Origin of the sequence: Nocardia sp. NPDC051052, assembly GCF_044456045.1 — a bacterium.
In the GTDB taxonomy this organism is placed as follows: domain Bacteria; phylum Actinomycetota; class Actinomycetes; order Mycobacteriales; family Mycobacteriaceae; genus Nocardia.
In genome coordinates, this window is record NZ_JBITFL010000009.1 from 187062 (window position 1) to 200485 (window position 13424).

The window sequence follows — 13424 nt, forward strand, 5'->3', positions numbered from 1 at the left end:
TCGGGTGGGCGACGGCCGGATGTACGCACCCGGCCGTCGCTGCCGTTTCAGGCGAATTGACCCGCTGTCCGGCCCGATCCCGTCGGGCCCGCGAAAGCCTGTGCGAGGGTGAGCCATTCCGCCGCGTCCGCGCCGACCACCGCGATGGCGAGGTCGTCGGGGTGGCGGCGCTGGGTCACCAGCAGGCAGAAGTCGAGGGCCGGTCCGGTCACCCGCTGCGCCGCGTCCTCGGGTCCCCACGACCAGATCGTGCCGTCGGGTGCGGTGAGCTCGACCCGGAATTCGGCCGGGGGCGGGGTCTTTCCGTGCACGGTGTAGGCGTAGTTCCTGGTCCGCGCGCCGATATGGGCGACGGTGCGCAGCCGCGCGGTTGGCGTGCGGGTGATGCCGAGGGCGTCGGACACGTCCTGGCCGTGTGCCCAGGTTTCCATGATGCGGGCGGTGATCATCGAGGCGGCGCTCATCGGCGGCCCGAACCATGGCAGCTTGCTGCCCGCGGGGACCTCGCGCAGCGCGTCGGTAAGTGTCTGCTGGCCACGATGCCACCGGTCGAGCAGCGCCGCGGGCGGCGTGGTCGACGCCTCCTCGGCAGCCTCGTCGACGAAGGTCAGCACCTTGGGCGCGGCCTCGGCGACCAGTCGCTGGAAGCCCTCGTCATCGGCGGCGGCCAGCGTGGCGACCTCATCGGTCCAGGCCAGATGGCCGATCTGATGAGCGATGGTCCAACCGGCCGCAGGTGTCGGGCGGGCCCAGTCGGCCGCAGACAGCGAGGTGACGATGCGTTCCAGGTCCGCGCACTCGTCGGCGAAATCGTTGAGCAGCGCCTCGAGGTCAGCCATCTGTTCCCTATCTAATCGCGGCGTTCACGGGTCCCTCCGTGGTCACGCAGGCTGCCGCCTCCGGGCCCGTCGCGCACGCCGCGTGCCGATCAGTCGAACGCACACCACCTCGTGTGCCGTCGCGGTTCAGCATCGCAGTGGCCGCTCAGAAATGCAAGCACGCGTGCTTGTATTTATATCCACGGCCCACTGGCTTGTTCACCAGCCGAAAATGATCAGATGTGAGGCGCCGACCGCCAACCCGAGCACCGCGCCGTGGAGATAGAGCAGCCAGGCGTCCTGCTCGACCGAGGCATAGAACATCTCCATGAACTCCCCCGGCGTCAGCTGCCGGAGCTTGCGCGCCGCGAACACATCGATGGTCTTGGCCTGCTCCAGGATGAATTCCTCGTCCTCGGCCAGGCTGGGCGCGAGCCCGACGGCGGCACCGGCCGCGCCCGCCTTGAGGTTGTCGAACTGGCGACGGCCGAGCGCCGCGCGCACGAACGAGGTGGTCGGGCCGAGCTGCCGATGGATCTCGTCGGAGATGAGCCGTTCCAGCAGCTGGTGGGTCTTGTCGCCGTTGGGGCCGTCCAGCAGTTCCCGCGACAAATTCGGCAGGGTGAGCACCTGGTAGGCCAGGATGTGCGCGAGGTCGGTGGCGGCCTGCGGCTGCCGCTTGGCAAGCAGCGCCTGCTGCCAGAGGTACTTGTACCAAGGCTGCGGGTCGCCGGGCTCGAACACCATCTTGACCGCGACGACATTGACGATCACGCCGATCGCCGCCGAGGCGAGCAGCACGACCACCCAGCCAGGCACCCAGCCGAGCACCGGAATGTGCTGGTGCACATGCATATACAGGGCGAGCAGCAGACCGAACGGCGCGCCGAGCAGGCCGATCCGGACCATGAAGCGCAGCTCCGGCGCCGCGATGGTGGTGGTCAGATCCTTCAGGATGCCCGGGTTGTCCTGCAGGTACCGGATGACGAAACTCTTGATATCGATGAGCTGATCGACGTTGTCGCCCAGCGATTCGAACGCGCGCCGCGACAGCGCGGGCATCTCCCGATCCACCCGCTGGTAGATGATCTGCTTGGCCGCGCGCGGCACGCTGCGCCACAGGTCGGGGTTCTCCCGGTTCATCAGCTCGTCCACCAGCGGCTGCACCTGTTTGCGGGCGAGCACCGCGACGTAGTCGGCGATGCCGTCCAGGTCGAGTTCGTGGATGAAGTCGCGCGGACTGCCGATCCGCATCAGCGCCTTGTCGACACAGATGCTGGCCATCTTCTCGGCCCGCGCCGGGATGAACCCCTGGAAGCCGAGCTGCTGCCCGTCGCCGGAGAAGGTCGGCAGCACCTGTACCCGGCGCGGGAAATACGGATAGAGCAGATACAGGCCGGGGATCCGGAAGCCGCGAAATCGCTCCGGCCAGAACAACATCAGCACGCCGGTCCAGTTGGTCAGCCAGCCCGCCAGCGCGCTGAAGATCGGGAACGTCACCAGATCGACCACGAACTTGGACTGGCCCGTCAGATCTTCCCAATCGATGAACACGCCGGCGGCGAGTGAACTCATCGATGGATCTCCCTAGGCCGAACCGGCGGAACCGCCGGTATGAGGTATCAAGGCCCCAACAGTGTCATTGCGCCGGAGCGAGTGTCAACGCGGGGGAACGGTAGCGCGGCGGGGCTACCATGAGCGCGCCCGAGCTGGACCTGGGCGTGAGCATGACATCCCCTACGCGCGGTCGCGGACCGCCGACGTCGCAGGAGGTCGCGTGTCCGAAAAGCCAGAGTCCGATGATCCGCAGACCGAGGACGAGGCGCGGGTCAGTCGTCGCCGGGTCATCGGGACCGGCGCCGCCATCGGTGGGGCGGCCATCGGCGGTGCGCTCGCCGCGACGGTGGGTGGGTCGGCCAGGGCCGAGCAGGGCAATGCGATGCCCGCGTCGGAATCGAATACCAAGCTGGACACCGAGACACACCTGTTCCGGCTCACCTCGGCCGAGCCGGATCGGTACGACGGCGGCACCCTGCGTGGTGCGCACGAGGGCACCTTTCCGGTGCTGACGGGCCAGCAGGCCTCGGTCTATTTCGTCGAACTCGAGGTCGGCGCCATTCGGGAGCCGCATTGGCATCCGACCGCGTGGGAACTCAACTACATCATTTCCGGCAAGGCCGACTGGACGATTCTCGGCACCCATCCGGACGGCACCTATCGCAACGACGCCTTCGAGGCGAAGCAGGGCGATCTGGTGTTCGTGCCGCAGGGCTTCTTCCACTACTTCGGCAATGCGAGCACCGAACAACCCCTGCAGGTCCTGGTGGTTTTCAATACCAGCGCGCAGGAACCGAACGACGACATCGGCATCGTGGCCACGGTGAATTCGCTGCCCCGCGAGATTCTCGCGGCCGCGTTCGGTGTTCCAGTCGCCGCGTTCGCCGGCGTGCCCACCGAGATCAAGCCGGTGGTGATCACCAGGCGTAAGTGAGCCTCACGCCGGGATACGGATGCCCGAACCTGCGCCGGCCTCCTGCACCCAGTCGAGCAGCACACGTTGCCGCTGTACCTGATGGCGCCGGTGGTACTGACCGCTCAGCTGCTCCGCTTTACGGGCTCGTCGCCGGCTTGGCCGCGAGATCAACGTGCTCAATTCACCGGCAGGCGCGATCCCCCGCGTCACCGCCCAGTTGACCACCGCGCGGAACCATTGCCGTTCGGTGTGCACCACCCAGGTGTAGACGACGGCGAAGATCAGGATGTAGAGGAGCGTCCGCACGATGATCGATCCGACCGGAATGCTCGCCGGGCTCGGCGCGTCCCAGCCGAAATGCAGTGCGGCACCGAGCAGATAAAACATGACGAAGACCTGCGCGCGTCGCCCGGCCGACCAATCCGAGCGCGCCACCGCCAGCACGATGCCGATGCCGGCCAGCGCGGTGAGCATCCAGTGCGAGGTGATGCCGGTGAGCAGTCGCACGATGCCGACAAGTACCGCGGTCGCCGAATCATTTTGTGCCGAAAACAATCCGGCGTTGGCCGAGTAGGTGATGTTCTCGACCACCTGGAAGCCGAGGCCGGTGCAGCCGCCGAGCAGCAGCCCATGTATCGGCCGATTCAGCAGCGGGCGAGCGAGCCACGCGACGGCGAACACGCCGACGCCCTTCACCGCCTCCTCCACGATCGCCGCGGAAATCGGTGCCTGCCAGTCGATGGCGAACGCGTCACCGGCCAGGTTCTGAATGATGCGCATGTTGTTGTCGTTGGCGAACATCGCGATGCCAGGCCCGGCCAGCGCGCCCCAGAGAAAGCCCATGATCAGCGGCGTCCGGATCCGCCACCGCGCGCGCAGCCGATCCAGGTGCAGGACGAGCCAACCGAAGACGAGCAGGGTCGCGAGCGTGAACGGCAGGCCGACCAGGATGTCACGCCAGGTCAGCGCGGCCACCGGCGCCAACTGGAACACCAGCCCGACTAGCCCGAGGAATGAGATCAGGCAGTACGCCCAGAACAGCGCCGATGTCGGCTGGAACCACCTCATCGACGCACCGCTAGCGACTCGAGCACCGGCGTCAGCTCGGGCAGCGTGGCGTCAGCACCGATCAACACCAGCGTCACCGCCAGTTTCTCGTTGCCGACGATCGCGCACACCCCCGCGCGGTCCGTGCCGCGGCAGGTCCGCCCACTGAACCCGTTCGGCGTCTTGACCTCCCCTCCGTCGAAGTGCGCGTCGAACCCCTGCGCGCCAAGCACTTTCAGCCGCCAGTCCGCCGCGTCATCGAAGTCCGTGACGCCGTCGACCACACTGACCGCCAGTCGCGAACCATCCGGAGCGATCAGCACCGCTGTCGTCCGATCCCCCGTCGGCCTACGCTGCCACCCCCCGACCCCGCCGAACCCGACCGTGTCCGGCTCCTCCCCCGACGCCGTCACCTCGACCTCCGCATCGGAGGCAACCGCCGTCTCCCGCGTCGGCACGAGCGCGACCAGCGCCGACGGCACCGCGACCAACGCCGCGATCACCGCGATCACCACCCCGGCCTGTCTCCAGTCGTGCCCGGCCCGCATCGGCCCACTCATGCACATGCTCCCCTCCATGGGTCCGCTGCGCGATCACCAAAACTGCCACCGACCAGCGGCGCAGCCGCCCCCACGATAAGCCAGCCGCCCTCTCCTACCAGGAAACACGCCCACCAACCTGCAGCACACCGTATGCAATTCATAAACCGGCGGCCGCCGCCATCTGGACCGAAACCCGCGTTGACCGCGCCCGCTGACCGAGTGGGGAGACGGGGTCCTTTGATATCAACGACGAGGTTCTTCGCCCACAGCGAACGCGGGGAAATATTCGGAACAAAGGCGGATGGGTCGGGGTTGAGTTGGTATCGCTCAACTTTTGGAAGGGTCGAACACGTGACTACACCACAGAACCTGCCGGTGCTGTTCCTGACCGATCCGATCGTGCTGCCGGGCATGGTCGTGCCCATCGAACTGGACGAATCGGCGCAGGCTGCCATCGATGCCGCCCGCGCGGCCAAGACTGACGCGGTGCTGCTCGCGCCGCGGCTGACCGAGGGTTACGCCTCGTACGGCGTGGTCGCCACCATCGAACAGGTCGGGCGGATGCGCGGTGGCGCACCGGCGGCCGTGCTGAAGGCCGAACGGCGCGCGAAGATCGGGCACGGCGTGACCGGGCCGGGTGCCGCGCTGTGGGTCGAGGCCGAGCCGGTCGAGGTCCCCGCTCCGGACGGCCGGACGAAAGAGCTTGCCGCCGAATACAAGAAGCTGGTCGTTTCGGTACTGCAGCGCCGCGAGGCCTGGCAGATCATCGACGCGGTCAATCAACTGACCGATCCGTCGGCGATCGCCGACACCGCGGGCTACGCGCCCTACCTGAGCGACGACCAGAAGCGCGAACTGCTGGAAACCCCCGACGTCACCCAGCGGTTGAACACGCTGATCGAGTGGACCAAAGACCACATCGCCGAGGCCGAGGTCACCGAGAAGATCAGTGACGACGTGCGCGAGGGACTGGAGAAGAGTCAGCGCGAGTTCCTGCTGCGCCAGCAACTCAACGCGATCCGCAAGGAACTCGGCGAGGACGAGCCTGACGGCGCCGACGACTACCGCACCAGGGTGGAGCAGGCCGACTTGCCCGAGAATGTGCGCGCCGAGGTGCTGCGCGAGGTCGGCAGGCTGGAGCGCGCCAGCGATCAGAGCCCGGAATCCGGCTGGATCCGGACCTGGCTGGACACCGTGCTCGAATTGCCGTGGACGGTGAAAACTACCGATAGCACCGATGTTTCGGCCGCCCGCGCGGTGCTGGACGCCGATCACCACGGCCTGGACGAGGTCAAGGATCGGATGGTCGAGTACTTGGCGGTGCGTTCCCGGCGGGCCTCGCGCGGGCTGGAGGTCGTCGGCGGACGTGGTTCCGGCGCGGTGCTCGCGCTGGTCGGTCCGCCCGGCGTCGGCAAGACCTCGCTGGGTGAATCCGTGGCTCGTGCCATGGGCCGCAAGTTCGTTCGCGTCGCCCTCGGTGGCGTGCGCGACGAGGCCGAGATCCGTGGTCACCGGCGCACCTATGTCGGCGCGCTGCCCGGCCGCATCGTCCGTGCCATCAAGGAGGCGGGATCGGTGAATCCCGTTGTCCTGCTGGACGAGATCGACAAGGTCGGCTCGGACTTCCGTGGCGACCCGGCGGCGGCGCTGCTAGAGGTGCTGGATCCGGCGCAGAACCACACGTTCCGCGATCACTACCTGGACCTGGATCTCGACCTGTCCGACGTGCTGTTCATCGCGACCGCCAACGTCATGGACACCATCCCCGGCCCGCTGCTGGACCGGATGGAGCTGATCACCGTCGACGGCTACACCGAGGACGACAAGGTCGGCATCGCCCGCGACTTCCTGGTGCCGCGGCAGCTGGAACGCAACGCCCTGACCACCGACGAGGTGACCGTCACCGACGAGGCATTGCGCGAGATCGCCGCCAACTACACCCGGGAAGCCGGGGTGCGGCAGATGGAGCGGCTGATCGCGAAGGCGTTGCGCAAGGCCGCGACTCGGCTGTCCGAGGACGGAACGGCGTCGGCAACGGCCGATCTCGGCTACGAGGCCGAGCTGGGCTACGACGCGTTGGTGAAATCCGAAGGCGGCGAGCAGAAATCGCTGACCATCGATCTGGGTGATCTGAAGGAGTACCTGGGCCGTCCACGCTTCACTCCCGACTCGGTGGAACGCACCGCGGTCCCGGGTGTGGCGACCGGACTGGCGGTCACCGGCCTCGGTGGCGACGTCCTCTACATCGAGGCCAACGTCGCGGAGGGTGAGCGCTCGCTGACCCTGACCGGTCAGCTCGGCGACGTGATGAAGGAGTCCGCGCAGATCGCACTGACCTACGTGCGCTCGCACCTGGAGGAGATCGGCATCGAACCGTCGGTGCTGGATCGCAATATCCACGTGCACTTCCCGGCGGGCGCGGTCCCCAAGGACGGACCGTCGGCGGGCGTCACCATGGTCACCGCGCTGGTGTCGCTGGCACTGGGCAGGCAGGTGCGCGCCGATGTCGGCATGACCGGCGAGGTCACGCTGAACGGGCGGGTGCTGCCGATCGGCGGCGTCAAGCAGAAGCTGCTCGCGGCGCAGCGGGCCGGCCTGAAGACGGTGTTCATCCCGGCCCGCAACGAGCCGGACCTGGACGACGTGCCGGCCGAGGTGCTTGCCGCACTGGACGTCCGCCCCGTCGGTGACGTGGCCGACATCCTGGCCTACGCCATCGAGCCGGTCGCCGAGCCTGCCTTGGCCGGACGGGCCTTCGCGGCGACCGCCTGACATGCGGGAAAAGGGGCCGGGCACCTCAGGTGCCCGGCCTCTGCTCGTGTAATCAACACGCAAGGCTCGTGCAAGCGGATACGCACACCATCAACGCATGACTTCGACGCAGCAAGTACCCGTTCTCATTGTCGGCGGCGGTCTGGTCGGACTGTCCGCCGCGCTCTTCCTCGAGTATCACGGGGTGCCTTTCGTGCTCGTCGAGAAGCGGACGGGCGGGTCGGTGCTGCCCCGCTCCCGCGGCGTGCACACCCGGACCGTCGAGTTGTTCCGGCAGCTCGGCATCGAGAACCGGGTCCAGCGGGCCGCCGCGACCGCGATGAAGGCGGGCCGGTTCGGCGGCGCGAGCCGGGGCGCCACGCTGGTGGCCGCCGAGCAGCTCGAGCTCGCCAACTTCATGAAAAGCCTGGCGCACCCCGCGCCGAGTCCATCCAGCTTCTGTTTCCTGCCGCAGGTGCAGCTGGAACCGTTGCTGACCGACGTGGCCCGCGAGCGCGGCGGTGACCTGCGTTTCGGGGTCGAGCTGAGCGACTTCGAGACCACCGATCACGGTGTCATCGCCACTGTGCGGGATCAGACCGGCGCTATCTCGACCATCCAGGCCGACTACCTCATCGCCGCCGACGGTGCCGGCAGCCCGATCCGGCGCGCGCTCGGGATCACCGCATGGGAACTGCCGCCGACGCACCACTACCTCAACATCTTCGTGCGGACCGACCTCACCGAGGTGCTGCACGGCCGCACCTTCAGCCAGTGCGAGATCGCCAACGACACGGTGCGCGGACTGGTGCTGATGAAGAACAACACCGACGAGTGGTCGTTCCACCTCGAATACGATGCCGCGCGTACCGATCTCGCCGACTACCCCACCCACCGCTGCGTCGAGCTGGTCCGTGCCGCGATCGGCGTACCCGGCATCGCGGTCGAGGTGCTCGCGAAAACCGCTTGGGACACCGGTGTTTTCGTCGCCGACGAGTACCGCCGCGACCGGATCTTCCTGGTCGGCGATGCCGCGCACCGGCACGCGCCGTGGGGCGGTTACGGCGCGAACACCGGAATCGCCGACGCGCACAACCTGATCTGGAAACTCGCGGCGGTGCTGTCCGGCACGGCGAGCCCAGCACTGCTCGACAGCTATCAGCCCGAGCGGCGACCGCGCGCGATCGTCGCCGCCGAGCAGGCCCGGCTCGGCACCGACTTCGCCACCCGCTACGGCATCGAAACCCCGGACAACGCAGCCGATCTCGCCCGCCAGATCGGTACCGACACGGTGATGACCCGGTACCGGTACACCTCGGCCGCTGTCCTCGGCGGCAACGCGGATACGTCGCACGTCGACCAACTGACCGGCCAGGTCGGTACCCGGGTGCCGCATCTGTGGATCGACGAGCCGCCGCAGATCTCTACGCTGGATCTGAACGGTCCCGGCTTCGCGCTGCTGGTCGCCGGCACCTCGGCCGCCTGGCGCGACGCGGTCGGTGAAGCACAGTGGGACACCGGAATCGACATCACCGTGCACGCACTACCCGTCGACGAATGGTCCGCGCGAACCGGCCTGCCCGAGGGCGGCGCGCTGCTCGTCCGGCCGGACGGGATCGTCGCCGGGCGCTCCGACGAAGTCCTCTGTGCGAGCACTCTTACCGCCGCGCTGCGCCGCATCGTCGGCGGGGCCTCCAGCGAGGCAAGGCCGCTCGACGACGTCGCCGCGGCCGGTGCCTGAGCGGCGAACCCGGGCCGGACAACCCCGCGGTGCCCGGCCCGGGACGGTGACGCGGACGGTTGTCACGCGTGACCGGCCAGCTCTCGTTCGACGCTGTGCGCGGTGCCCTGCGCCACCGCGCACAGCACCGGCTCGTCGTCGGCGTTCTCGGTGTAGATCTCGCAGCGGACCACGGCCTGGCGGCGGGTGGCTCCGGTGACGGTGGCAACGGCCCGCAACCGAATGCCCTTGGCGGGGCGCAGATAGGTGATGGCGAAGCCGCCGGTCAGCACGTTCGCGCCGAGCGCGGTGCCCGCGGCGAAGGTGAGCGCGTTGTCCGCCGCGTAGGCGAGCACGCCGCCGTGTACGAAGCCGAATTGCTGGCCGTGCTCGGGACGGAGGGGAACGACCAGAGTGGCGGTGCCGTCGCCGAATTCGGCGATCTCGGTGCCGACCAGCTCGGCGAAGGGTTGCGCGGCGAGGACCTTCTTGGCGAGGTCGATATCGATGGTCGCGGTCATCAGCTATCCCTTGTTCGCGCGGGGGGCTCGAGAGTCGTTGGTGCGGAGCGTGTTTCATGGCCGTACGGTGCTCAGCGTCAGCCAGGCCGCGTCGGCGAGTACGTCCGCGACGTCGGTCGGCGCGGCGAGCATGCTGCCGCCGAGCCAATGCCGCGAGTACTCCTGTGCCGGGCCGAGCCACAGCGCGTAGACGAGATCGAGCGACAGATCGCGCACCGCGCCGTACCCGGCGTGCGTGCGCCACCAGCGCGCGACGTTGCGCATGAACTCGCGATTGCTGTCGCTCTCCCGCACCCCTGGCGGCCGCGCGGAAAGGAGAACCTTTGCCCGGTACTGATTCTCGGCGACCCAGCGCAGGTGTTCCCGCACGCCCGCCGTGACCCCTGCTCTGGCATCGGAACTGTCGCCGACCGCCGACCAGAAGTGCTGCTGGTAGTCGATCAAGGCGTTTGCCCACACCTGCCGATACAGATCCGCCTTGTCCGGAAAGTGGTGATAGAGAGCGCCGACGCTGGCACCCGCCGCGTCGCGGATCTGGGCCAGCGTCGTCTCCAGCGCGCCGTGCTCCGCGAACTGCCGCTCGGCCGCCAACAGCAACCGATCTCGAATCTTCACAAACAGAATCTAGTTCTGTTTTGCGGACAGCGCAATAGTCCGTGCAAGAACGTGACCGCGGGGTCAGGCCGGGCGCGGCCGACGCAGCAACCAGGCCAGGAAGGACCGGCGCGGCGGCCGCGGATACCGCACGCTGATAGAACCGGAGCCGACCTTCCCATCGACCCGCAGCACCGGCGCGCCCGGCAGCAACGGCTCGGTCGCCCGGTTCGACACACTGCCGCTCTTGGTCCGCACCCGATCGACGTCGGCCTGCCACCCACGCGGCACGATCAGCCTGATGCTGCCGGAGCCAACGGAAGCGTGCAGCGCGATCTCGCTGTGCGGGCATAGCGCCTGGGTGAAGTCGAAAGTGATACTGCCGGAACCACACTCGGCAATGAGCTCGGTGGGGACGGTCCACTGCCCGCGTTTGTCGCGCGACCCGCTCTTGGTGCGCAACTCGATCGGCTCGTTGTTCGCAGGCAGGTCCGCGGTGACAGCGACCAGTTCAACCGGGGTCTGTGCCGAATAGGCCAGGACGAGTCGCCGGTCCAGTTCCAGCACATCCAGGCGACCCTCGGTCACCGCGATGTGCAGCCGTCGTACCGCGAGTTCCCGATCGGTGTTTTCGACCCGAACCGCGGGTAGCGCGACGGGCTCGTTCTGCGCATCGGTCATCGGTCTGCTCCCCTTGCTTGTGCTCAGGGAAATCGTACGGCCATAGCCCCGCAGGGCGCCGCCGTCGATGCCCGATCGGACCGGTATTCCGGCTGTCTGTCACACCGGTGGGGTAAGACGGTGCTATGGCCAGATGGCTGTTGCATGTCGATCTCGATCAGTTCCAGGCGGCGGTGGAGTTCCGCCGTCACCCGGAGCTGCGTGGCCTGCCGGTCATCGTCGGCGGTAACGGCGATCCCGCCGAGCCGCGCAAGGTCGTCACCTGCGCGTCCTATCCGGCGCGCGCGTTCGGCGTCCGGGCCGGGATGGCGCTGCGCAGCGCCCAGCGCAAGTGTCCCGAGGGCGTGTTCCTGCCGTTGGACATGGCCTGCTACGAGGAGGCGTCCGACGAGGTCATGGCGCTGTTGCGGACCTTCCCCGGCCGCGTCGAGGTGTGGGGCTGGGACGAGGCCTTCCTCGCCGCCGACACCGACGACCCGGAAGCGCTGGCCCGTGAAATCCGCAGCGCCATCGACCAACTGGAGCTCTCCTGCTCGATCGGCATCGGCGACAACAAGCTCACCGCCAAACTCGCCACCGGCTTCGCCAAATCAACCGGCAAGTCGGCCGCGGGTCCGGCCACCGACGAGGGTGCCGCCGCCGGGGTCTTCCGCCTCACGGCCGGCAACTGGACCGAGGTCATGGCGCACCGTCCGACAAACGCGTTGTGGGGCATCGGAACTCGAATCGCCACCCGGCTCGCCGACCTGGGCATCAACACCGTCGCCGACCTGATGGCCGCCGACCGGCACCGCCTGGCCGCCGAATTCGGCCCGAATACCGGCCCCTACCTCTGGGTCCTCGGCCACGGCAAGGGTGACACCGACGTCACCACCGAGCCTCGAATCCCGGTGGGCCGCAGCAAATCCGAAACCTTTCCACACGACCTCACCGAGCCCGCCGAAATCCGCGCCCAGGTGGCCCGCCTGGCCACCGAGGTAGCCGAGGAGATGGCCGACGCGGGTCGGATCGGCACCCGAGTCTCGGTAACCGTCCGCACCAACACCTTCTACACCCGCAGCAAACAGGAAAAACTGCCAACCCCCACCATCGACCCCGCCCAAATCGCCGAAACCGCGCTCCGCATCATCGACCGCTTCCCCCTTGATCGCCCCATCCGCCTGCTCGGCGTCCGCCTCGAACTCGTCCCCGAGTAGACCGGGCCGCGCCGATGCGCCTGCGGCGGGAGCTGCGCGGGTGCGGGCGGACGATCGTATGCTCGTCGGCATGGAGTTCTGGGCGATGGTGGCGCATGAATCGGACAGCGGGATCGTGCTGACCAAGCAGGAGGTCGGCGAGGATTTCCTCGGGGCTGGTGAGGTCACGATCAAGGTGCACTTCTCCAGCGCGAACTATAAGGATGGGCTGGCGATCACGCCGGGGGGTGGGGTGGTGCGCAAGTACCCGATCATTCCCGGCATCGACATCACCGGCGAGGTGGTCTCGTCGGAGGACGACGACTTCGCGCCCGGCGACCTGGTGGTGGCGCACGGCTACGACATCGGGGTCTCGCAGCACGGCGGGTTCGCCGAGTACGCGAGGGTGCCCGCCGACTGGGTGGTGAAGCTGGACGGCTTGAGCCCGAAGGATGCCGCCGCGCTGGGCACCGCGGGCTTCACCGCGGGACTGAGCGTGCAGTCGCTGCTCGACCGTGGCATCACCCCGGAGACGGGCTCCGTGCTGGTCACCGGCGCGACCGGCGGCGTCGGCAGCGTGAGCATCGACATCCTGTCCGGCCTCGGCTTCGAGATCATCGCCTCCACTGGCAAGACCGACGCGAGCGACCTGCTCAGCGAGCTCGGCGCCAACGAGATCATCGGCCGCCTGCCCGAGGACCCCGACGCCAAGCCGCGCCCGCTGAACAAGGCCCGCTGGGCCGCCGCGGTGGACAGCGTCGGCGGCAAGTCGCTCGCCTACATCCTCAGCGCCATCGGCTACGGGGGCGCGGTCGCGGTCAGCGGCCTGACCGGCGGTTCCGGCGTGCCGACCACCGTGCTGCCGTTCATCCTGCGTGGCGTCGCACTGCTCGGCATCGATTCGGTTTTCTGCCCGATCGAGAAGCGCCGCGAACTGTGGACCCGCCTGGCGAACGAGTTGCGGCCGCAACATCTTTCGTCGCTCACCCAGTTCGCGTCGATCACCGACGCGGCCGAGGTGCTGCATTCCATCCAGAACGGCACGCACACCGGGCGCACCGTCTTCAACGTTCTCGGCGAATTCTGAACCGATAGCACGAAG

General features: G+C 68.1%; 12 protein-coding genes. 5 read left to right on the forward strand and 7 right to left on the reverse strand.

Annotation, left to right across the window (positions count from 1 at the left end; genetic code table 11):
* Positions 1-47 precede the first annotated feature (47 nt).
* Positions 48-839, reverse strand: a complete 792-nt coding sequence (locus ACIBCN_RS29530) for a TIGR03084 family metal-binding protein (protein ID WP_396994965.1) — start codon at positions 837-839, stop codon at positions 48-50.
* Between the two features lie 198 nt (positions 840-1037).
* A complete protein-coding gene (locus ACIBCN_RS29535) occupies positions 1038-2393 on the reverse strand; it encodes a hypothetical protein (RefSeq protein ID WP_396994966.1) in 1356 nt (451 codons plus the stop codon).
* Positions 2394-2595: 202 nt separating this feature from the next.
* Between ACIBCN_RS29535 and ACIBCN_RS29540 the strand changes: the two genes are divergently transcribed.
* A complete protein-coding gene (locus ACIBCN_RS29540; RefSeq protein ID WP_396994967.1) occupies positions 2596-3309 on the forward strand; it encodes a cupin domain-containing protein in 714 nt (237 codons plus the stop codon).
* A gap of 3 nt (positions 3310-3312) precedes the next feature.
* On the opposite strand, the gene ACIBCN_RS29545 is transcribed toward ACIBCN_RS29540, so the two are convergent.
* Together ACIBCN_RS29545 and ACIBCN_RS29550 are read right to left on the reverse strand one after the other, a co-directional pair.
* Complete coding sequence (locus tag ACIBCN_RS29545) at positions 3313-4359, reverse strand: PrsW family intramembrane metalloprotease (protein WP_396994969.1); 1047 nt, start codon at positions 4357-4359, stop codon at positions 3313-3315.
* Positions 4356-4898: a hypothetical protein gene (locus ACIBCN_RS29550; protein ID WP_396994971.1), complete on the reverse strand. Its 543-nt coding sequence runs from the start codon at positions 4896-4898 to the stop codon at positions 4356-4358. The genes ACIBCN_RS29545 and ACIBCN_RS29550 overlap by 4 nt, the downstream gene beginning before the upstream one ends.
* 393 nt (positions 4899-5291) lie before the next feature.
* On the opposite strand from ACIBCN_RS29550, the gene lon reads away from it, so the two are divergent.
* Both lon and ACIBCN_RS29560 read left to right on the forward strand, forming a co-directional pair.
* A complete protein-coding gene (gene lon, locus ACIBCN_RS29555) occupies positions 5292-7652 on the forward strand; it encodes an endopeptidase La (protein ID WP_396995174.1) in 2361 nt (786 codons plus the stop codon).
* A 97-nt stretch (positions 7653-7749) separates the two neighbouring features.
* Positions 7750-9372, forward strand: a complete 1623-nt coding sequence (locus tag ACIBCN_RS29560) for an FAD-dependent monooxygenase (protein WP_396994973.1) — start codon at positions 7750-7752, stop codon at positions 9370-9372.
* A gap of 62 nt (positions 9373-9434) precedes the next feature.
* On the opposite strand, the gene ACIBCN_RS29565 is transcribed toward ACIBCN_RS29560, so the two are convergent.
* From ACIBCN_RS29565 to ACIBCN_RS29575, 3 genes are all read right to left on the reverse strand, one after another.
* Complete coding sequence (locus tag ACIBCN_RS29565) at positions 9435-9872, reverse strand: PaaI family thioesterase (RefSeq protein WP_396994974.1); 438 nt, start codon at positions 9870-9872, stop codon at positions 9435-9437.
* Positions 9873-9926: 54 nt separating this feature from the next.
* Positions 9927-10487, reverse strand: coding sequence for a TetR/AcrR family transcriptional regulator (locus ACIBCN_RS29570; RefSeq protein ID WP_396994976.1), 561 nt, complete (start codon positions 10485-10487; stop codon positions 9927-9929).
* A 63-nt stretch (positions 10488-10550) separates the two neighbouring features.
* Positions 10551-11147, reverse strand: a complete 597-nt coding sequence (locus ACIBCN_RS29575; RefSeq protein ID WP_396994977.1) for a DUF1707 domain-containing protein — start codon at positions 11145-11147, stop codon at positions 10551-10553.
* A 125-nt stretch (positions 11148-11272) separates the two neighbouring features.
* Between ACIBCN_RS29575 and ACIBCN_RS29580 the strand changes: the two genes are divergently transcribed.
* Together ACIBCN_RS29580 and ACIBCN_RS29585 are read left to right on the forward strand one after the other, a co-directional pair.
* Positions 11273-12343, forward strand: coding sequence for a DNA polymerase IV (locus ACIBCN_RS29580; protein WP_396994978.1), 1071 nt, complete (start codon positions 11273-11275; stop codon positions 12341-12343).
* A gap of 70 nt (positions 12344-12413) precedes the next feature.
* Entirely contained in the window at positions 12414-13409 is a 996-nt protein-coding gene (locus ACIBCN_RS29585) for an oxidoreductase (RefSeq protein WP_396994979.1), read from the forward strand.
* Positions 13410-13424 lie beyond the last annotated feature (15 nt).

Bases quoted from the DNA above. Each gene is read 5' to 3' on its own strand.
- ACIBCN_RS29550 (WP_396994971.1), bottom strand. From the start codon at position 4,898: ATGAGTGGGCCGATGCGGGCCGGGCACGACTGGAGACAGGCCGGGGTG.
- ACIBCN_RS29545 (WP_396994969.1), bottom strand. From the start codon at position 4,359: ATGAGGTGGTTCCAGCCGACATCGGCGCTGTTCTGGGCGTACTGCCTG.
- ACIBCN_RS29585 (WP_396994979.1), top strand. From the start codon at position 12,414: ATGGAGTTCTGGGCGATGGTGGCGCATGAATCGGACAGCGGGATCGTG.
- ACIBCN_RS29530 (WP_396994965.1), bottom strand. From the start codon at position 839: ATGGCTGACCTCGAGGCGCTGCTCAACGATTTCGCCGACGAGTGCGCG.
- ACIBCN_RS29560 (WP_396994973.1), top strand. From the start codon at position 7,750: ATGACTTCGACGCAGCAAGTACCCGTTCTCATTGTCGGCGGCGGTCTG.
- ACIBCN_RS29575 (WP_396994977.1), bottom strand. From the start codon at position 11,147: ATGACCGATGCGCAGAACGAGCCCGTCGCGCTACCCGCGGTTCGGGTC.
- ACIBCN_RS29535 (WP_396994966.1), bottom strand. From the start codon at position 2,393: ATGAGTTCACTCGCCGCCGGCGTGTTCATCGATTGGGAAGATCTGACG.
- ACIBCN_RS29565 (WP_396994974.1), bottom strand. From the start codon at position 9,872: ATGACCGCGACCATCGATATCGACCTCGCCAAGAAGGTCCTCGCCGCG.
- ACIBCN_RS29580 (WP_396994978.1), top strand. From the start codon at position 11,273: ATGGCCAGATGGCTGTTGCATGTCGATCTCGATCAGTTCCAGGCGGCG.
- lon (WP_396995174.1), top strand. From the start codon at position 5,292: ATGGTCGTGCCCATCGAACTGGACGAATCGGCGCAGGCTGCCATCGAT.